General features: G+C 57.0%; 5 protein-coding genes. 3 read left to right on the plus strand and 2 right to left on the minus strand.

Going from position 1 to position 3410, the window contains the following annotated elements; genetic code table 11:
- The first annotated feature begins 4 nt into the window (after positions 1 to 4).
- Together AAAC48_RS05495 and AAAC48_RS05500 are read left to right on the plus strand one after the other, a co-directional pair.
- Positions 5 to 784: an SDR family oxidoreductase gene (locus AAAC48_RS05495; RefSeq protein WP_340653215.1), complete on the plus strand. Its 780-nt coding sequence runs from the start codon at positions 5 to 7 to the stop codon at positions 782 to 784.
- Between the two features lie 430 nt (positions 785 to 1214).
- Positions 1215 to 1610 (plus strand): nuclear transport factor 2 family protein, encoded by a 396-nt coding sequence (locus AAAC48_RS05500; RefSeq protein ID WP_340653211.1) that lies wholly within the window; start codon positions 1215 to 1217, stop codon positions 1608 to 1610.
- A gap of 230 nt (positions 1611 to 1840) precedes the next feature.
- Here AAAC48_RS05500 and AAAC48_RS05505 read toward each other — a convergent pair whose 3' ends face one another.
- Together AAAC48_RS05505 and AAAC48_RS05510 are read right to left on the minus strand one after the other, a co-directional pair.
- Positions 1841 to 2647 carry an alpha/beta hydrolase gene (locus AAAC48_RS05505; RefSeq protein ID WP_340653212.1) on the minus strand — a complete coding sequence of 269 codons (807 nt, stop codon included), beginning with the start codon at positions 2645 to 2647 and terminating at the stop codon, positions 1841 to 1843.
- Between the two features lie 147 nt (positions 2648 to 2794).
- Positions 2795 to 2980, minus strand: a complete 186-nt coding sequence (locus tag AAAC48_RS05510) for a hypothetical protein (RefSeq protein ID WP_340653213.1) — start codon at positions 2978 to 2980, stop codon at positions 2795 to 2797.
- A 187-nt stretch (positions 2981 to 3167) separates the two neighbouring features.
- Here AAAC48_RS05510 and AAAC48_RS05515 point away from each other — a divergent pair.
- Positions 3168 to 3410 (plus strand): hypothetical protein (locus AAAC48_RS05515; RefSeq protein ID WP_340653214.1); only part of this gene is annotated, 243 nt, incomplete at its 3' end.

Raw genomic sequence — 3410 nt, forward strand, 5'->3', positions numbered from 1 at the left:
TATCGTGGATAACCAGATCAAACACGCACCTGATTTCGGTCTTGCAGGAAAAGTGACGTTGGTGACAGGTGCGTCACGCGGGATAGGCCGAGCATGCGCTCTTGCATGCGCTGCAGCAGGCTCCGACATTGTTCTGGGTTTGCGTGACGTTGCTATGTCCATGGAACTAATTGAGGAAATAGAAGGCATGGGAAGAAAAGTCCTTCCCGTCCGACTGGATATTTCGAAACGCGGTGAAATCGAGACTTCCGTCGCCGAGGCGATTGAGACCTTTGGACGGATTGATGTTCTGGTGAACAATGTCGGCGTCGCACCCGGTGATCTTGCTGAGCGTGTCACAGAGGCAGACGTGGACGAGATACTGCAGGTCAACATCAAGGGCACGTTTCTGGTGACCCAGACCGTCGCCCGGCAAATGATTGCACAGAAGGCGGGCCGTATAATAAGCATAAGCTCCCAAGCTGGTACGGTGACGCTTCGCGGCGAGGCAATTTACTGCATGAGCAAGGCCGCCATAAATCACCTGATGCGCTGTCTTGCAGCTGAATGGGCGCAGCACGGCATCACCGTCAACACCGTTGCCCCGACTTTCATATGGACCGATGGAACGAGACCTGCGCTGGCTGATAAAGACTTTTACGACAGGACCCTCGGACATATTCCCTTGGGCCGGATCGGGGAAACTGATGATGTTGTGGGTGCTGTTGTATTTCTGGCATCGCCAGCAGCCTCCCTCATTACGGGACTGAATTTGCTGGTTGATGGCGGATGGTCGGTATCTTAGCGTGAATTAGCCGGCAGGCTTTACAATGTTTACGATGAGAGGAAGCTACCGCTCGCTGCTGCGCAGATCATGGCAGCGGCCGGCAGGCTGTGGATTGCCGGCGCTGCCTACTCTGACATTACATTTCGAGGGTATATGGCCGAACAAGGCTTTGCACCAAAGAGCTGACCCTATTGGCCAAGGGGACATTCGGTTAGGCCACCTGTCCAAATCGAGGCGAGAAGTTTTTCGCGCCACTGGCCGACGAAATCCGCACATTGTCGGGGGCTCCCCACAGGCGTATCCTTACATCAAACTGCAATCGCCCGCATCATGAGGCGACACACAACTGGCGCGATCGGTAATAGCGCCCTACGTTTCAAAATTGCGTACAGCACAGTGAATTCAGTGGTTCCGAAATGATAGCCGGAAGCGTAGGTGGGAGATTGAGATGGATGATCGAACCGTGCTGATGGCGCTGGAGCGCCATTGGGATGCTTCGGACGCGAGCGATTTCAAGGTCGAACATGAAATCTACCGCGAGGATGCTGTGCTTTATTATCCGCAATCGGGTGAGCGGATCCGCGGCCGGCACAACATTCAAGAGAGCCGATTCGTCCAGCCAAACAAGAAGCATTTTACGGTCCGGCGAATTATCGGCAGCGGCGATCTCTGGGTCACTGAATTCGAACTTACCTATGACGGCATACCATCTTACGCGGTGAGCATCATGGAATTCCGCGAAGGACTGGTGGTCAACGAAACGCAATATTTCGCCGATCGGTTTGACCCTGCACCCTCGCGTGCGCATCTTGTTGAGCGAGTGGGTGAAATCACCTCATTCTAAATGCACCGGCAAGGAGAAGCCGGATCGGCGTTGATGTAGATGAGATTTCATTAGAGCTTGTCCCCCTGTCTTCGACAACTGCTTCTGGCGCAAAACGGCTGAGTTGAAAGCAATTGATGTCAGATGTTGACCCCGCAGCGCTTTGGACATTGGGCGGGCGCATGGCACGCCCCGCGCCCAAGAAAAACCTCTCCTTTCGGATGGCCTAGGGGACAGCCGAGGGTCGGGCTTTATCCCGCCTGTCGGCCCAGGAAGGCCAGTGTCTTCGCGTTAAACTCAGCGACATTTTCGTAGATCGGGGCATGGGAACAGTCTTCGAACACTATCAGTTCGCTCTTGGCGATGCCGCCCTTCATCGTGTCCGCGAAGCGGGCTCCGGTGACGAGATCGTACCGGCCGAAGGTGATCTGGGTCGGCGCCTTGATCTTGGCGAGCTGAGCCGCGGCATCGTGGGCGATGACCGCCTCGGATTGTTGCAGGAAGGCGGCAAGCGGCTGGGCCGGTCGGCCGCGTACGAACGACGCGAGTGCCTCGATATGTTCGGGCTTTGCGGCATAGAGCTCGGGCGTGAAGCACCAGGGAAAGATGCCTTGGATGATCATTTCGGTTACGCTGCCAAGGCCCTTGGCCATTGACTGCCAGCCTCGGACTACAATCTCGAGGTAGGCGTCGGATTTCGCCCATGCGCTGTGGAGCGACAACGATTTCACCCGCGCGGGATGTTTGGCGGCGAGCCACATGCCGATAGCCGCCCCCAACGATAGCCCGGCGACGTGGACGCGATCCAACCCGATGGCGGCAATGAAGGCAGCAATATCGTCTGCAAAGAGCTCGGTCGAATAGGTCCCGGCCGGCTTGTCGCTTTCGCCAGCGCCGCGCGGGTCGAGAGAGATACAGGTGAATTGCTTAGCATAGTCCGCGACCTGAAAGGCATAGCATGCATTGTCGGCAGCAAGGTAGGGGATCAGCAGCAGCGGCTCGCCGGTGCCCTGCTGCTCATAGTTGATAGTGATGTTGTTGGCCTTGATCGTCGGCATGGCGCCTCCTCCCTTCGATTTGGGGGACACCGAATAAGCGCGTCTGGCCGAGCGGGGCCGGGGCTTCGCGTGATTTACCGCTTCGGATGCCGATGCCCCCTAGGCGTAGCAATCATTGTTGCACGACTATCCGCCGCTGGCGAGCGCTTATTCTTGGCGGCAGCGATCCGGGCGGAACGAGTTCGGCGGCGGCATTGTCGCGGGCATCAGCGAGAACGCCACGCCTTCGCGACGGAGAACTACACGCTCGATATCGGCGGCGAGGAGCAGCGTGCTTTTGAAGGCAATATCGGGCGGACCGTGAAATGGTGCTGACAAAATGTGCCGATGCACGGCCACTCTCCGCCGTTAGCAGGAAGTCCGGTATAGGGCTCAATTCTCTCATTTCGATGAGTGGGAGACAATTGGAGTAACCGCCTGGCTCACGCGAATTTGTTTCAGCCGTTACATTCGCGGCGCATTTTCGAGGCAATCAGTCAGCATAATGCGGCTTCCAATCCTGGGAACGAGGATATTCCAGATGCCCCGCAAAATCGATGCTGAACCCGACTATATTCGTGAATGCGCCAGTGCCGCGGACGATCTAGGCCGGAAATATGTGGCCGCCGCGGCTGTATTTGGACTTGTCATGGCCGCACTGATTCTTCCCGATATGACCAACCCCGACCCTATCGCCGCGCGGGCCTATGCCAACGTGACCGATCGACCTGACGCGCCGACCGGGAATACGCTCATGGCAAGTTGGAACAAACAGAAGGCGGAC

It is taken from the genome of Phyllobacterium sp. (assembly GCF_037994405.1).
Taxonomy (GTDB): domain Bacteria; phylum Pseudomonadota; class Alphaproteobacteria; order Rhizobiales; family Rhizobiaceae; genus Phyllobacterium.